This is a genomic window from Candidatus Goldiibacteriota bacterium HGW-Goldbacteria-1, from assembly GCA_002839855.1.
GTDB lineage: Bacteria > Oederibacteriota > PGYV01 > PGYV01 > PGYV01 > PGYV01.
On sequence record PGYV01000002.1, the window covers coordinates 101,440 to 118,294 of the forward strand.

Here is a 16,855-nt window from a genome sequence, read left to right on the forward strand (position 1 = left end):
GGAGGTATTATTATGAAAAAAAGTTTAATCGCCAGGCTGATTGCGGCCGTATTAATGGTGTTTATGGTATCCGCGGTCTTTGCGTCTGTGGAAGAATATAAGAAGGCCGTGGAGCTTGACGGTAACAATGTGGTAAAGCGGTTTAACCTTGGGCTGGCCTATTACAATGATTCACGGCACGACGAAGCGCTTGATACGATGAGAAAGGTGCTGGAAATAAACAGGGATGACAAAGCGTCGCATGACAAGGTGGATTTTTCCGCCGCGCAGATTTTAGGGATAATTTATTTTAATTTTAAAAACAATGATGATGAAGCGATAAAATATTTTGACAAAGCATCACAGCTAAACCCGGCGGACGGGGCCAATTATTTTTACACGGGGCTTGCTTACCTGCGCAAGGAAAATCTGGATAAATCAATAGAAGCTTTTACCAAAAGCATAGCCAAAGGGTACGATGACATGGCAGAGGCTTATTTCAGGCTGGGGCAGTCGTATTATAAAAAGAATGTTTTTGGAGACGCGCTTATTAATTTTGAAAAGTGTATTGATATAAAACCCAAGCATCTGGAATGCAGGGAACTTCTGGGGCTTATCTACCATAAAAGGGAAAATGCTGACAAAACAATAGAAAATCTGAAAGAAGTTGTAAAAGCCAATCCGGAAAATTTTAACGCGCAGTATCTGCTTGGCCTTAATTACTTTAAGAAAAAAGAGTATGATAAGATGATAACGGCGTATAAAAAGGCAATTAACATTAACCCTAACTTTTCCGACGCGCATTATAATCTGGGGATGGCATATTATTACAGGAATATGTATAAAGAAGCCATTGAAGAGCTGGAAACAGCCAAGAAACTTAATCCGGGCGATTCTTCCACGTTTTCGCTTTTAGCGCAGGTGAAGACCACCGGATACGACTATTACCTTAGCAGCGGCACAACATATCTGACGGAAGAAGATTTTATGAAGGCAAAAGAGCAGTTTACCCTTGCGCTTGCGGTAAAACCGGGCGACAGCGAAGCACAGAAATATCTGTCTTCTGTAAACGAAAGCATATCAAAGCAGATTCCCGATTATCTTGAGAAAGGCAAAAAAGCTTTTGAAGCGGGCGATGTGGGCGGGGCATATAATGCCTGGTATTATGTACTTCAGGTAAACCCGGATAACGGGGAAGCAAAAGCAGGAATGGCAAAGGTTGAAAAAAATATAAGCGAGCTTATTTCCGCCAAGGAAAAGCAGGCAAAACTTTATCTTAACCAGGAAAAATACACGGAAGCGGTTGATGAATATTACGAATTAAAGAAACTGCTTACCGGCACAAAGGCGCAGGCTGTGGATGAAAAAATACGCGCTGCCCGGGCTTCCCGCGATGCGAAACTAAAAACGCTTCTTATACAGGCGGAAAAACATTTCAGCGGCAGCGATAAAAAAGTAAAAAAAGATTACAGAAAAGCCGCACAAAAATTTAATGACGTGCTGAAATATGACCCAAAGAATTCATCCGCCCTTGACGGAATAACAAAGGTGAACCAGAAAATAGAAGCGGATAAGGATAAATATTTAAGCCTTGCCAGGCAGAATAAATCTTCACCGGAAAAAGCCAAGTCTTATTATCAGAAAGTGCTTGCTATAGACCCCAATAACGAAGAGGCCAATAACGGTATAGAAAAACTTACAGGCACCCAAAGTAAAGCGTCTGTGGACGCTAAGGCCTTAAAATCGCTTTATTATGAAGGCGTTGATAAATACGTAAACGGCGAGATTGAAGCCGCGATAACGGTATGGGGCAAAGTCATTGCCATGGACCCGGGGCACGCTGAAGCAAAGAAAAATATCGCAAGGGCAAAAGAAAAACTTGCTGCCATAAAAAAATTAAGCAGATAAAAGAGGCGGGGATGAAAATAACGATATATGACGTTGCCAAAAAAGCCGGGGTTTCCATTTCCACCGCTTCTAAGGCGTTAAACGACCGCAAAGACGTGGGCGATAAAACAAAAGAAGCGGTAAGGATAATAGCCAAAGAATTAAACTATGAACCTTCACGTTTTGCGCGCGCCCTTGCCATGAGAAAAACAGAAAACATAGGCGTGGTATCGGGCAGGTTTTACCGCGCGCCTGTCATTACCAACCCGTTTTATTCAAAGATACTTGAAGGCATTGAAGAAGTTCTGGCGGACACGGATTTTAACCTTGTCACCAATGTGGTAAAAAAAGAGCAGATTGAAGCGATGGAACTGCCGAAGATAATAAAAGAAAAAAGCGTTGACGGGCTGATACTTCTTGGGCATATGCCCGCGGATTACGCGGACATGATAATAGACAGGGGAATTCCCGTGGTTATGATAGACAATTCATATGACACGGATAAAGCGGACTGCATAGTGGCCGATAACGAAGGCGGCGCGTTTAATGCTGTTGAACAGCTGATAAAACTTGGGCATAAAAAAATTGCTTATATGTCGCGAAACGGAAGGTACAGTTTTCTTTTAAGGCGCGACGGGTATAAAAGGGCGCTTATTGCCAACGGGCTGCCGGTGGATGACAACATGATAGTGTTCTGCAGGGAAAATCAGGAAGAGGCGGATGACCCTTACGCGTGGATGAAAAAGGTAATTGAAAGCGATAATAAACCGGATGCGCTTTTTATGTGCAACGACATAAACGCGATACTTGCGATAAACATGCTTAAAGACGCCGGGTTAAAAGTACCGGATGATATGTCTGTGGTGGGTTTTGACAATATAGAACTTGCCGGCCACTTTATCCCGTCCATTGCCACGGTTAACGTGCCAAAAGAAGAAATGGGCAAGAAAGCGGTAAACATACTGCTGGATATAATGAACAAGAAAAGGACAGTAAAGGAAAAGATTGTCGTCCCGACAGAATTTATCATGGGCGGCTCGGTACGGAAGCGGTAAGGCAGATGGTTGGATGTTTAGATGCTTGGATGCTTGGAAAATCGGTGTGGTAGACGCGGGTCTTCGGCCCGCAGTAGTTGTTTTATGTATGTATTTAAAACGCCTCCCGTCTGTATAAAATTAATTTCTCAACACTAATTACAACTATCGGAAGGTATTTGTTGGCAGATCTGATGTATAAAAGGCTTGTGTTTTACTTGGTGGATAGGGAATTGATATATGGTTCTTGGGTGTAATGTTGGAAAATGGCGGGGATTAAAGATGAGAAAAATAATCTTTTTTTTAATCGTAACAGTATTTTTTGCTATACAGTTATTTTTTACTGCGAAGAATAATATGCATGTTGTTACGGCTTTGGTTTTAACTGTTATGCTTATTCCGGGATTGCTTCTTATTGTTTTTCCGGAAAAGACTATAGAACTTCATATTAAATTACACGAATATTTAAAGAATAAGCCGGGCGTGATGAAGGTGCATTCGGAAGAGTTTTGGAAATCCATGGAATACGGCCCGAATAAGTCATACAACGTTAAATTGGTTAGAATCCTGGGTGTTTTAATACTTGGGTTTTCTATTTTCAGTCAATACAAATTCTTTTTTTAAGAGGGTTTAAGGACTTGAAATTGAAAAATAACGGGGATAAAAAGTGAATGAATTGAAAGAGTTTATCAATTGGTTAAAGACGGCAAAAAAGAATGTGCTATTAGTATTCTCTGTTGTCGTTTTTTTAATTTTTAATGAATTGTTAGTTTTGTGGGTTACTTATATTTTATACCAGAATTATACAGTGTTTCCAATTGAACAGAATATGTTTATAAACTCTTTATCTATTTTTTTAGGACCTATATATTATTTTATTGTTATATTTATTGATTCATTTCCTCCTTTTCGTTATTTGATGGGGCTGAATGTTATTATCCCTTTTATACCGGTTTTACTGTGTTTGGTTTATATTGCTGTAATTTTTTCAAAGTATAAAAAAATGTTAATACAAAATAGAAATAAAGCATTCAAATTTCTGTTGATGAATATGATGATATGGATATTTTTGGGAACGTTGATGTATATTTTGATTTTGTTTATTTATCCTGGAATTATGCGTCTTTAAGTTAAATGATAGTTGAATTTATTTTATACAAATTTATTAATTGCGATTACCGCATCGGTATTTGTGTTATAAGTTACACCAGTGATAGGGGATATATAGTAATAATGTTTTATACAATTAGTAGAAGAGTAATCGACAGGAAAAGATGGCTCTGCTGTTTGGAAGGTTGGGAAAGATAATGCCGAAAGCAAGGGCAACTACCGCGGGCTGAAGACCCGCGTCTACCACACCGATTTTCCAAGCATCAAAGCGTCCAAGCATCCAAACATCCGATCTTCCAAGCATCCAAGCCTCTAACCCTCTAACCCTCCAAGCCTCCATTTTATCTGTTTGCCATAACTCCCATATTAGTTTATAATATTATATTATTATATATAAAGGAGCTGGAAATGGTTAAATTTGACCTTAAAACAGGCGCTTTTTGGGCTTTGTGCGGGTATGCGGCGGTGTCTGCTGTGTCCATCACAATGGCGGAGATATTCTATATTTTGTCGCTGGTTTTGTGGATTGTCCTGTTTGTAAAGCAGAAGGATGAAACTGCTTTTAACATAAGCAAATTCATCCTTATCCCTTTTTCCGCTTTCATATTCATCCACTTTATTGCGGCAGTTTTTGGTGTTGACCCTTTAAACAGTATAAAAGACTTCAAAAAGGTCTATATAATGGGCGCGGTTTTTCTTGCTGCTTATATCTCCCGCAGCTCTTTGAATAAAGAGATGCTTATGCGGTTTTTTGCGGCAGGGGCGATATTTGTCGGCGGGTACGCTTTTTCCACCGGCATCTACCACAGGTTAATAATGCACGAAGCGGATTTTAGGGCTGTCTCTTTTTCCGGCAACCACATGCACGCGGGCGGAATGCTTGCTATGGCATGTGTGGTGCTGGCGGGGTTTATGGTGGCGGAATTAAAGTCGTTAAGCGTTAAACGGTTGAACGTTCTTTTATACTCGCTTGGTTCTTTTTTCGCGGGGCTTGGGCTGGTCTTCACATTTACCAGGGGTTCCTGGCTGGCGGCTTTATGTGGAATGCTTATTATTTTTTTTATGGCCGGAAAGAAATACTTTGTGATTTTTCTTGTGATTATAGCAGCCGCGGGTTTTGCCCTTAAAGACACGGCAGTTGGCAAAAGGGCAATGAGTTCGTTTAATACAAACAAAGGCACTTCAAATATTGAAAGGGCTTATATGTGGGAAAGCGGTATTAAAATGATAAAAGATAAACCGTGGCTTGGCATAGGCACCGCAAATGTCGGGAAAATATATCCGCAGTACATAAATCCGGAAGCGCGGGAGAGGCAGCAGGGGCACCTTCATAATACCGCGATTCAGATTGCCGTAATAGACGGGCTTTTGGGGCTGGCGGCATTAATATGGCTTTTTGTATCGCTTTTAATCACGCAGATACGCGGCGCGCTGTCAGCTAACGGTTATGACAAACACGCGCTTTTTGCTTTTTTTGCCGTAACAGTTGTATTTGTGATAAACGGCCTCTTTGAATATAACCTGTTTTCATCGCAGGTGGCTTTAATGTTCTGGTTTCTTACGGGAATTTCTTTACGGCCAAGAATTCATGGCCAATAAGGAGCAACGTGGTTAAAGTTGAGTTGTCTAAAATAAAAAGGGTTTTAATAATAAGGCCCGGCGCCATAGGCGATGTGCTTTTAACCACGCCTTTTATACGCGCGCTTAAAAAAGCTCTGCCCGAAGCGGTGATAGATTACGTGGCCGCGCCTTTTCCGGCCAAGATACTTGAAGGGAATCCGTACCTTTCAAATGTGATAGTGTTTGACAAGAGTAAAAAAACAAATTTTATTGTTAAAAATATTAATGATTTAAATTTTTATTTATCGCTTGCCAAAAACAAATACGACCTTGTTTTTGATCTGTTCGGCAATCTGCGCTCCGCGCTTATGGCTTTTTTAAGCGGCGCGCGGTACAGGGCGGGTTTCACTTTCAGGGTAAGAAAGTATTTGTATAATATCAAAGTAAAGCCGGCGCAGGACCCGATGTATAACGTTCATTACCACACGCAGTTATTAACGGCAATAGGCATTCCCGAAGACGGCGAAGAACTTGATTTTATAATTCCGGAAGCGGAAAAGGCAAAAGCGACGCGGTTAATAAACACAGTTAAAACCGGCGGCCCGGTTATAGGGCTTAACCCGTCCGGCACATGGCCCACAAAACGCTGGCCGGAAGAGAAGTTTGGCGAATTGGCGGGGCTTATTCTAAGCGGCATAAAGGGAAGTTCTGTAATTGTGCTGTGGGGCCCCGGCGAACAGCACATGGCTGAAAAAGTATTGAAGAATTGCCCGGTAAAACAGGGTATAATAATTGCGCCGCAGACATCGCTTAAGGAACTTGCGGCTTTAATAGGGCAGATGGATGTGCTGGTTACAAACGACGGTGCGCCCAAACATATCAGCGTGGCTATGAAGACGCCGGCGGTTACGATATTCGGGCCCACAAACAGTATTTCGTGGAATCCGCATAATAACCCGTATTATCCCGCGGTGGTAAGCGCGCTTGCCTGCGCGCCGTGCGATAAAACGCAGTGCCCTGACAAAGATATTGAGTGCATGAAAAAGATAAGCGCGGCGGATGTTTTTGAAACGGTAAAAAATACTGCGGCATTAAAAAGCCGCGTTTAATCAAGGAGGATGGCATGGCTGAAATTGACATAGACAAGATGCTGGAACAAAGGGAACAGGCGGGAAAAACCGGAAAGAAAAAAAGCGGCGTTAATATGAATGTTATATACGGCGCAGCGGCAGCGGTTGTGCTTGGTGTAATTGCTTTTATTGTTGTCACAATGATGAAACCAAACGCGGGGCTTTATTTTCCCGTGGAAAATACCGGTTTATCACTGTTTAATATTTCCGGTAAGAGCCCGGAGCGCTGGGAGTTTCTTGATAAAAAAGAAGTTATAAACGGAGAAACTTTCGCGATACTAAACAGGACAGACACGGGAAATAATTATACAGTGCAGGAATATTATTCATACGGAAAAACCGGAGTTATAAAAGCGTATATTTCTGAAAACTTTGGCGATAAAAAACCTTATGGTATGATAATGCTTCCGCCAAAGGTAAAAAAAGGCGCTAAGTTTAAAGCGGCTGATACCGCCGCCGGCCCGATTATGGGATCGGTAAACGAACCGGAGCTGATTTTAACAACGGCCGGGGAAATGGAAGCGGTAAGGGTGGATTATAAAGGCGGCAGGGCGACTGATAAAAGTATATGGTATGCCCAAGGCCAGGGCGTAATAAAGACGGCTGACAGGTATAAAAATGAAACCATGGATATTATAAGCATAACAAAATAGAGGGTGCAATGATTTTAAAAACGTTAACACAGCATTCAAACAACAGGGTGAACAGGCCGTGATTCGGCGCGCGATTAAATTATTTCTAAGCGTGCTGATTTTTTCCGCGGTTTTTGCCGCTGCGGAATTATCAGCGGCAGAGCCGTCGATAGCAGAAGAGCCGGCCGCCTCAGGGGTTACGTCTGTCAACCGCTCGCCTTTTAATTTAAGGGCCAAGACTGACGGCATAAGGGTTATTTTGTCATGGGACGCTGATACCGCAGACGGTGTGACATACGAAGTTTACCGCGCGTCCGGGCCGGATGAAGACTATATTACAATTACAAAAGAGCCGTTAAAAGAACTCATATACATTGATTCGGCGGATTCAAGCGTAATTCCGCCGGAGAGCAATGTCACGTATTATTACAAAGTCGGCGCGGTTTTTAACGGCGCAAACCTTGGCGATTCAAATGTGGCTACCGCAAAACCGGTCGGCGTGCTTGAAGCGCCGCGCCAGATAGAAGCGTCTGCGGGTTTTTCTTCGGTAACGCTAAACTGGGTACAGCCGGATTCCACAGGGCCTTTTGAACTGTCCGGATATAACATTTACCGTTCCTTTAACAGGGAAGAACAGGGAATGCGGATTAACCCTGAAATCCTGAAAGTTACCACTTATGAAGATACAGGCCTTTCTGAAGGGACAGAATATTTTTACAGGGTGCAGACTGTTGATTTAAGGGGCGGCATGGTAATGTCACTTCCTGTATCCGCTATACCATATTCGCGTTTGGGCGGGCCCGCTGATGTCACGGTAAAAGCCGTATCTCAGGAAAGCATAAGGCTGTCCTGGCTGGAACCATTGGTAACAGGGGCTGCCGGAATACAGGGTTATAATATTTTTAGAAGCAATAATGCATCCTCTTTTTCGGAACAGCCGCTTAACATAGGCATTGTAAAACCGTATAAAGATGAAGCGGGCAGGTCTTTTTATTACGATAACATAATATTAAGCCGCGACCCGCCTGTCCCGGGAGTGGAATATTTTTATAAGATAGTGCCTGTTGACGCTTATGGCAATTCCGGCACCGCAAGTGTGCCTGTGTCAACAAAAATAGAATGGGTAAGCGTGCCGCAGACGGGTATTCTTTCCGCTGATATTTCCCAGTACGGGCTGCCGCCGGAATCCAAGCTTGAAATCCGGGGGATGAAGTCTGTTAAGATTGGTTACACGGGTGTAATGCCGGATGATGCCATAGTGACAGGCGATAAAAAAGGTATTGATTTCACGCAGGCGTTCAGAGTAAGGTTAAACGGCAACATAGGCAGGAAGATACTTGTGGATGTGGATTATGATGACCAGAATCCCACAAGTGAATACACAAAAATTTCCATACAGTATCAGGGCGAGAAAGAAGAGACAATTCAGGAAGCTTCTTTCGGCGATATAACATTATCGTTGCCGCCCACGCGCTACGCCAGCTATTCGCAGACGCTTTTTGGAATAAAAGGAAGGGCTGTGCTTGGCGATAAGTTTTCTGTGACCGCTTTTGGCGCGCAGGCAAAAGGTATTTCTGCCGTGCAGGAATTTACCGGAAATTTAAGGCAGAAAGAAGTAAACGGAAAAGAAGGTTACACGATACTTGACAACCAGTATCAGAAAAACATCTACTATTACCTGTCAAAAGACCCGGCGCACGTAAGCGCGCTTGCGCCCAACGCCGGGCTGCCCGTTCCTGCCGTGCCGGTTTCCATAAAGCCGGGTTCTGTTTTAATTTATTATGACGACGGGATAGCCAGCAATGACATTCCCGCCGAAGTTATTTATTCCGTCCCCAACAGGACTTTTCATTTCAGGCCGCTTTTAATAGGTTCGGATTATGTTATTGACTATAAGAACGGCGTTGTGAAATTTAACATCGGCATACCTGATACAAGCACCATGGCTGTGGCTTTTGAAACAAGCGACGGGCAAAGGGTGGGGTATTCTTCGGACGGCAGTTTTAATTTTAACGAAACCGGGCTTACATCCGCCAGCACCGGTTACACGTCCGACAGCGCGCATCTTATACAGGATGGGCGGCAGAATACAACAGGCGATTTATCCCATAAAGTGCTTAACTATTATTACCTTGGCGAAACGCAGATAGAAAACCCGGCCAATGACGGGTATTTTTACATAGAGATAAGAAAAAAATCGCAGGAAAGCATTAATATTCCGCAGCCCAATAACAATGATTCTTCAAGGTATTATGAAATTGACACGGATATGGGGCTTTTAAAATTTAAGGCGTTCTTTCCGTTTGCTTCAAATTATTCAACACCGGCAGACCCGGGCAATAATGTAAGGCCTTCTAACTTAACGGAAGACGCGTACAGCTTAAGCGCGAATAAGTCCCTTTATGAAATTTATCTTAAATATAATTACAGGGTATCTTCTTACAGGCTTGATAATTCGCCCGTGGTGTACGGCAGCGAAAGGGTTCAGATTGACGGGCGCGACCTTTTAAAGGATAAAGACTATAATATTTTTTATGAGACCGGTGAAATAATTTTTATAGATAAAAATCTTGTGCAGCCAAGTTCCAGGATAAAAATTGCGTATGAATATTTTCCGTTCTTTCAGAGTTTTCAAAGCACGGTTGTGGGTGCAAGGATAGATTATAAGCTGTTTGATAATTTAAACCTGGGCAGTACGTGGCTGTGGAAATTTTCCAGCGCCGGGACAACAGTCCCTGACGCGCGTTCAACGGACACAAGGCTTTCAACGCCTGCCAGTATGTACATGCTTGACGGAGACATAAAACTTACGCTGGATAAAAAACAGATTAACGAAGTTATAAACGGCGTGCCGTTTGTGGACGGGGCGGATTTACCGGTGGATTTCAGCTTTCAGGGTGAAGTGGCGTACAGCGATTTTAACCCTAACCTTTTTGAAAATGTCAGGACAAAGGAAAAAGGCGCAGCCATGATTGATAATATGGAAGGCGCAGATAATGTGTTATCGCTTTCCACGAACAGGTATTCATGGTTTCCGGCAAGCATACCGGCGGGAGTGGTGCCTGAAAACAGGGTGCTTACAGGAAAAGAAAATGTCACTGAAAACGGGCATCAGATAGTCACCGAAGGCACGCTGGGTTCTTCGGCACAGGTGATGCTGCGTTTAAATTACAGCGGGCTTACGCAGGACAGATGGGACGCGTACAGGTATGTGGTATCCGCTTTCGGGGAAAATCTTAATAATTTAAATTATATGGAAATGTGGGTTTATGTGGATACGGACAATCCGGTAAAGCTTAAAGTGGATGTGGGTATAATAAGCGAAGACAGCAACGGCAATAATACTTTTCAGCTGAATTCCACGTCCGGTGTAAGGCGGGACAGTGAAGACGCGGAAAATAACGGCAAATTAAAAGCCGTTTATGATATAGGCATAGGCAGGGGTATTTATCCGGAAAATCCGGACTACTGGGGCGCGGGCAATGATGTCCTTGACACTGAAGATATGGACAATGACGGGCAGATGGACACTTCAGAGTCATATTATGAATTCAGTTCGGACGGCCCCAATTATTACCATCCGCAGCTGACACTGTCCCAGAAGGGCTGGCATCTGGTAAAGATACCCCTTTCTCAGTTTTCACAGTCTTTTGGGCTTAATTCTGACCAGCGCAATCCAAGCAGTACGGCATTTTTCTCCATAATCAAACACGTAAGGGTAAGCATAAAAGGCGCCGGCGCGTCGCCAAGCGCGGGGCATATTAAAATTGAATCCATTAACTTTCTGGGAAATTCGTGGAGGTTAAAGACCTTAACCGGCGCTACAGACATGGTGGGTAATATTATAAATTCGCCGAATACCGCAAAGATGAACGTGGAAACGGTAAATCAGAATACCGATGAAGCGTATACGCCTAACGTGGATTATTTTGATTACCAGAAGGACGAAGATAAAAAATCCGAAGAGGCGCTTAAAATTTCCTATAAACTTTCCGCTTATGACCAGAGGCCTTCGGACGGTCAGCCAATATATTACACCACCAAATTTTTAAGCGAGTCCACGGGGTATGACTACCAGCAGTATAAAAAAATAAAGATGGACCTTTTATTTTCCAGAAAAAGCGGGGATGCGGGCGCGGGAAGGGTTATGTTTGTACGCCTGGGAACCGCTGCGCCGCCGCCCGGTGTGGACGAGACAAATTATTACCAGTACAACCTTCAGATGGATTCTGTACCGGCGGACGGGGGCTGGCATACGGTGGAATTTGAAATTGACGGGTCCGATAAAAAACGCAGCGGCGCCGTGGGTTCTCCGAATTTAAGAAAAGTGCAGTACATTACTCTGGGTTTCATAAATCCGAATAACACCGTAACTGACGACGTCATATATGTAAATAACATAAGGCTTGTGGATCCGATTTCAAAAGTGGGTATGGCAAGGTATACCAATTCAGCCCTTAATATGGCGGGTTTTGGAAACCTGACGCATACATACGAAGAACTTGATTCCGGATTCAACACAATCCTTGATATGGACAGGGCAAAATATCTGCAGCATTCAAGGGACAACAGGGTAAGGTTTGACTACACACAGATAAAAGAGGTGCCTGTCTCTGCGGAGATTGCAAAAACCGAGAGGTACACCGAAGATCAGTACAGAAATGACCCCACGTACACCAACAGTTTTTCAACGCCTGACACCGTGGTGGACAGTTTCAGAAATGACATATCGCTGATGTCGGTGCCCGGACTTACGCTTTCCAATGCTATTACCTTAAGAAATATGAAGTTCAATTATTTTCAGCTTTATGAATATCAGAATAATCTAAGTGAGGTGTTCACAGTAAGGCCTTACGCGCGCTATATGATTCCCACAGAGATAAAAGTGGGAGACCTGTTTACCATACCGCTTGGGACAAACACTCTTGAAAGCAGCATGCTTGTAACAAACACCAAAACCGATTACGCGGATTATTTCGGCGTGACAATGAACACGCAGGCGACATATTATGATCAGTGGAACTTAAAAAGGGAACAGGACCACGACTATAAGGGGAGTTTTACGGTAGATAAGCTATCCATTAACCCGTCATATAATTATAAACTTGGCGAAGAAAAAGGAAACCTTTTAAGCCGGTTTAATTATTATTATGATTCAATAGGCGATAAAAATTATACCGATAAATACCTTGTGACAAAGCGGGAAATAACACCAAAGATTAATATCAGCGCCCAGGAGATAGGTATAGTTTCACCTTCCATTGACTACACTTCAGGATACCGCTATGAGTATACGTCAAACCTGCTTTATACAAACGCCTCGCTGTCGGCGCGTGCGCGCGTGGCAATCAGTAAAATTATACCGGTGCTTCCGGATATCACGAATATTTCCGCGGGGGTATCGGATAGCAACAGGCGTTATGACAACAATTATTACCCGGGTTCTTTTAAGGCGTTTGATGAACTGCCGTTTGAGAAAAAATGGTATGTTTTTATATGGGAGTACTTTTACGACGAAAAATCTGTGGAAAGGCTTGAAGCGCTGTCTTATGGAGGCGCCATGTCGCGCGATTATACCCTTGACCTGGCGGAAATTAAATTTTTTGACAGGCTAAGGATAGCTATCGGCGCAAATTACAGTATTAGGCGCGATTCGCAGACCAGGACTTTAACGGGGATAAACGATTCTTTAAGGCTGTCGGCGCGTGAAATTTATTTTGATAAGGTTACTCTGCCGGGGCTGGAATTTTTAGTAAAGGACCAGACTGTATCCGGGTCTTATAATTACACGGTTACAAATACATATAACCCGCTTGACAGAAAAGAACTTATAAGGGGAACTAAAGGGCATGATGCCAGTTTTAATCTGCCATATAAGACAGAAGGGGATAACCCTATAAACGGATCTTTAAGGTTAACTTACAGCAGGTCTGATTCAAAAGAGAAATATATTGAAAATTACCTTTGGACTCTGCGGCCGGAATTAAGCCTTAATTACGCGCTTAATATTACACAGCCGTTTACAATACCGGGCTGGATACCGTTTCTGGGTAATAAAATAATAAAACTTGATAACAGTATAAATCTAAGAAGCGTGCTGGCGTATTCGGTTATGCAGGGCGACGGCAGGGGCGATAATAATTTAAGCAAGAAAGACATTAAAGAACTGACTGCTGATCTGGGTTTTTCTTACAATATCCTCAGCAATATACGCACCAATGTCAACCTGCGCTACAGGCAGAAAGACGATTCGCAGGGGCAGGCAAGGGACAGTTTTAAATCTTTTGGCGGCACGCTTGAGTTTATAGCGGAATTTTAGCAAATATTTTAAAAGGGATGGAAATTATTTTATGAAAAAATTATTTTTAACAGCACTTTTAATGCTTCTATCCGGTTTTGCCATGGCTGCGCCATATGCGGTAACCGGGCTGTCGGTATATAATTGCGGCGGCATAAAACTTGTATGGGACGCGCCGTCTGACACTTCGACTGCTGTATCTTATGTCATAAACAGGTCTGTGATAAGCGCAGGGCCGTTTGACCTTACCGTTACCGCTTCTGTTAATAATTACTATGACGCATCAGCTGATACCACGCTGGCGTATTATTATACGGTTAAGTCGGTGGATTTTACCGGCGCTACAGGCGCTGCGTCAGCGGCAAAAAGCACTTTGCCGGCTTCGCCTGAAAACCTGCAGGCAGTACCTTATAATGCAAAAAACATGCTATCCTGGCAGCCGTCTTCGGACGGTGCGGTTGAGTCATATAACATTTACAGAAGCAGCGGATATGGTTTTAAGATACTTAATAATACTTATAGTACAGAGTACACTGATGAAAGCGCTGCAAACGGCACCCTTTACTGGTACAGGGTGGCATCGTTAAAAACAAATCAGGAAGGTGCCTGCGCGTGTTCTGCTTCGGCAAAGCCATATATTCCTCCTTTTCCTGTAAGCGCAGTTGATGCTTTTGTGGAAGCGGGGGAGCTTACCGCCGCCTGGACAATGTCCGCTCTGCAGGGGACTTACGAAATAGACAGTTTCAAAATATTCAGGTCAACTTCTTATGGGGATGAAAGTTTTTCTCCGGCTTCTGTTACGTACACTTCTTACAGCGAAACCCTGCCGCTTGCCGGGCAGTTATATTATTACGCGGTGCGCACCATTGACACACAGGGAAATTCCTCGCCGGCGTATTGGTTTTCCGCATATAATCCAGGATTGCCGTCGGTACCTTTGGGGCTTACTGTCACGGCGGCAAATGCGGCGCGGATAAATATTTCCTGGCAGGCAAATCCGGCAGCTGAAGATATTACCGCGTATCAGGTAATAAGAAACTCCGCAATAATTGCCACAAAAGCCACCCCAACCGCCGCTTCATACGAAGACATGGATGTGGTTTTAGGAAATACATATTCATATTATATTCAGGCAATAAATTCTTTCGGCACAGGGGATGGCTCATCTGCGGTGACACAGACGGTTATACCCGCGCCACCGGCAGGTCTTACTGCAACCACAGGTGTGCTGCCCGGAACTGTTTATCTTAACTGGGCTGATAATAATGCTGAAGAAAATATTCAGACATATAATATTTACAGGGCCACGTCCGCGGTGACATTTAATTATACAACCCCGTATTTAAGTACGGGAACAGCCGGCGTTACAGACGCAGCCGTTGTAACGGGGACGCCATATTTTTACAGTGTATCAGCGGTGACCGAAACTGCGTATGAGTCTTTTTCTGAAATAGTCTCTGCAATGGCTGTGACTTACGCGGCGCAGCCGGAAAATCTGACAGCAACCGCTTACAGCAATTATGCCGAACTTTCGTGGGATAATCCCGGCGCGTCATACGCGATTGCTTCATTTAAAATATATAAAAGCACAGATGGTTCTGTTTTTAATTATCTGGCATCAGTTTCGCCCCCGCAGTTTAATGACGCAGGGCTTACAAACGGCAGTACCTATTATTACCGCGTGTCTGCTGTAAATATTTATGGCGAAAGCACCCACTCCGAGCATGTGACCATTACCCCGCAGGCGGGGTATTTTACGGAACCAAAAAACCTGACTGCAACGGCAGAAGCGGGGGACGGCAGAATAATACTTTCATGGTCCGCGGTTCAATCGCAGGAAATTACAGGGTATAAAATATATAGAAGCACGGTGTCAGGGTCTTATGACACTGTGCCTTACGCGACGGCTGTTACAATCACCGCATATACAGACAGCGCGGCCGCCACGCTTACCACTTATTATTATAAAGTCAGCGGCTATGGGGTGTCAGAAACCGCAAAGTCAGCTGAAGTTTCAGCAGCACCGTTTATCAGGCCGGGTCCGGCTTTAAATCTTACGCTTACAAGCCTGTATGACAGGGTATATCTTACATGGGATTCACCGGCAAATGATTATACATACAAAACAACTGTGAAATATAATATTTACAGAAGCACTTCGTCGCTTTCTTACAGCCAAAGCGCGTTTACCGCGCTTGCATCGGAATATACGGGGGCAAGTTATATTGACGCGCAGATAAATACGGCGGGAACTTATTACTATAAGATAAAAGTTATTGACGACATGGGAAATGAAGATACATCCACAACGGGCGTGCAGATAGTGTTAAGCGGGGTTATGGAACCGCCTGCGGTTTTAAAAGGCGTGGCTTCCAACAAACAGGTAAGGCTTGTCTGGTCATCGATAAATCCGGATTCTTACAGTGTGTACAGAAAAACAACACAGACGGCGGCTGAATTTGGTGCGCCTATTGCCTATAATCTGGGTTTTGACGTAAAAGAGTACGTGGACAGTAATGTGGAAAATAACATCACTTACATTTACGCGGTGGCCGCGGTAAATGATTCCGGTGAAGGCCCCAAGTCCAATCCGGTTTATGTCACGCCGTACCTTGCTTCGGGGCTTCCGGCGGACGCTTCGGTAAAATTTGAAATAGAAAATAAAAAAGACGTAAGGTTATGGTGGAATCCCGCGTCTGACGGAACATATCAGGTTGCGGGTTACAGCGTTTTCAGAAGCAATGACAACGGTTATTCTTATGTGCATTTAAGTGTAACTGCCGCTTCTGTTGTGGAATACACCGATACAGCAACGGAATGGGATAATAATTATCTTTATATGGTACGTGTGGTGGATTCAGGCGGGAATACAGACGCCACATACACGCCTGTTAAAGTGGAACTGCCGCTTCCGAAAAATAAAATAAGGGTGTTTTCCAACCTTGTGGATTTAAGCAAAGGGGAAAAACTAAGATTAAAATACCTGCTTGTAAAGAGCGGCAAACTTAAATTTTATATCACCACTTTAAGCGGAGTGCATGTGCGGACGCTTATTGAAAGTACATCAGAACAGGGAATAACTAAAAATCTGCCATTTGAAAGCGGTGACATTTTCTGGGACGGCACAAATCAGTCCGGTAAGAAAGTGGCATCCGGCGCTTATCTTATTGTGCTTGAAATGGACGGCGTAAGGGTAATAGAAAAAGCAGCTGTAGTTAAATAAGA

10 protein-coding genes are annotated in these 16,855 nt (G+C 43.6%); 9 read left to right on the plus strand and 1 reads right to left on the minus strand.

Features of this window, described 5'->3' with window-relative positions; all coding sequences use genetic code 11:
- Positions 1 to 12 precede the first annotated feature (12 nt).
- The 4 genes from CVV21_01905 to CVV21_01920 all read left to right on the plus strand — a co-directional run bounded on the left by CVV21_01905 (position 13) and on the right by CVV21_01920 (position 4,029).
- A complete protein-coding gene (locus CVV21_01905) occupies positions 13 to 1,887 on the plus strand; it encodes a hypothetical protein (protein ID PKL92535.1) in 1,875 nt (624 codons plus the stop codon).
- A gap of 11 nt (positions 1,888 to 1,898) precedes the next feature.
- Positions 1,899 to 2,921, plus strand: a complete 1,023-nt coding sequence (locus CVV21_01910; protein PKL92536.1) for a hypothetical protein — start codon at positions 1,899 to 1,901, stop codon at positions 2,919 to 2,921.
- 261 nt (positions 2,922 to 3,182) lie between these two features.
- Positions 3,183 to 3,524, plus strand: coding sequence for a hypothetical protein (locus CVV21_01915; protein ID PKL92537.1), 342 nt, complete (start codon positions 3,183 to 3,185; stop codon positions 3,522 to 3,524).
- Positions 3,525 to 3,567: 43 nt separating this feature from the next.
- Positions 3,568 to 4,029 (plus strand): hypothetical protein, encoded by a 462-nt coding sequence (locus CVV21_01920; GenBank protein PKL92538.1) that lies wholly within the window; start codon positions 3,568 to 3,570, stop codon positions 4,027 to 4,029.
- 117 nt (positions 4,030 to 4,146) lie between these two features.
- Here the strand turns inward: CVV21_01920 and CVV21_01925 are convergent, their stop codons facing one another.
- A complete protein-coding gene (locus CVV21_01925) occupies positions 4,147 to 4,350 on the minus strand; it encodes a hypothetical protein (protein ID PKL92539.1) in 204 nt (67 codons plus the stop codon).
- A gap of 68 nt (positions 4,351 to 4,418) precedes the next feature.
- On the opposite strand from CVV21_01925, the gene CVV21_01930 reads away from it, so the two are divergent.
- The 5 genes from CVV21_01930 to CVV21_01950 all read left to right on the plus strand — a co-directional run bounded on the left by CVV21_01930 (position 4,419) and on the right by CVV21_01950 (position 16,853).
- The gene (locus CVV21_01930; GenBank protein ID PKL92540.1) at positions 4,419 to 5,609 is read left to right on the plus strand and encodes a hypothetical protein; all 1,191 of its coding nucleotides are present in this window, start codon (positions 4,419 to 4,421) and stop codon (positions 5,607 to 5,609) included.
- Complete coding sequence (locus CVV21_01935; GenBank protein PKL92541.1) at positions 5,540 to 6,679, plus strand: hypothetical protein; 1,140 nt, start codon at positions 5,540 to 5,542, stop codon at positions 6,677 to 6,679. The genes CVV21_01930 and CVV21_01935 overlap by 70 nt, the downstream gene beginning before the upstream one ends.
- A 14-nt stretch (positions 6,680 to 6,693) precedes the next feature.
- Complete coding sequence (locus CVV21_01940; GenBank protein ID PKL92542.1) at positions 6,694 to 7,353, plus strand: hypothetical protein; 660 nt, start codon at positions 6,694 to 6,696, stop codon at positions 7,351 to 7,353.
- Positions 7,354 to 7,444: 91 nt separating this feature from the next.
- The gene (locus tag CVV21_01945; GenBank protein ID PKL92543.1) at positions 7,445 to 13,651 is read left to right on the plus strand and encodes a hypothetical protein; all 6,207 of its coding nucleotides are present in this window, start codon (positions 7,445 to 7,447) and stop codon (positions 13,649 to 13,651) included.
- Positions 13,652 to 13,682: 31 nt separating this feature from the next.
- The gene (locus CVV21_01950) at positions 13,683 to 16,853 is read left to right on the plus strand and encodes a hypothetical protein (GenBank protein PKL92544.1); all 3,171 of its coding nucleotides are present in this window, start codon (positions 13,683 to 13,685) and stop codon (positions 16,851 to 16,853) included.
- Positions 16,854 to 16,855 lie beyond the last annotated feature (2 nt).